The organism is Cryobacterium sp. MLB-32 (assembly GCF_000738085.1).
In the GTDB taxonomy this organism is placed as follows: Bacteria; Actinomycetota; Actinomycetes; order Actinomycetales; family Microbacteriaceae; genus Cryobacterium.
This window is the reverse complement of sequence record NZ_JPRS01000247.1, coordinates 1-563: the sequence shown is the minus strand read 5'-3', so window position 1 is coordinate 563 and position 563 is coordinate 1. Positions and strand designations below refer to the sequence as shown.

The window sequence follows — 563 nt, the reverse complement described above, 5'->3', positions numbered from 1 at the left end:
CTGAAAAGGCAACTAGCATGTGCCCATTCTGCCTCTCATTCCTCCCGGGCGTCCAGCAGCGTCGGACCTGTGCATCGACCGGTCTCGCCCAGTTAAGGGGCGAGATGTTCACTCCCCTCGTGTGGGAACCTGAAATTCATGAGCAATACGCGCCTTTCTCTGCCCTCGCCTGTGCAACGCAGGACCCAGCTCCTCGGAGCATTGCTCACCATCGCTGTGATGGGCAGTACGCTGTGGCCCGTGCACGCTGCCAGGGCGGAGGCCGTTGAACCGTGCGGTTCAGCGTCGAACGTCATCGTCTGTGAGAACAGCAAACCCGGCGTTTCTCCGGATGAGTGGGACATCAGCGGATCCGGGGATCCGACGATTCAGGGCTACTCGTCCGAGATCAGTGCGAACGTGGGCACGAGCATAGATCTCAAGGTCAAAACGGATGCCGCGGCATACACGATCGACATCTATCGCACCGGTTGGTACCAAGGGCTCGGTGCCAGAAAAGTGGCGACCGTCGTACCGTCGGCAACCTTGCCGCAGCAACAGCCCGACTGCATTTCGGACAGCGC

At 60.4% G+C, this 563-nt stretch carries 1 protein-coding gene; it reads left to right on the top strand.

The features are described 5' to 3' along the window. Nucleotides 1–138: 138 nt before the first annotated feature. Nucleotides 139–563: hypothetical protein (locus JF66_RS16970; protein WP_035879859.1), on the top strand; the 425-nt coding region annotated here is incomplete at its 3' end.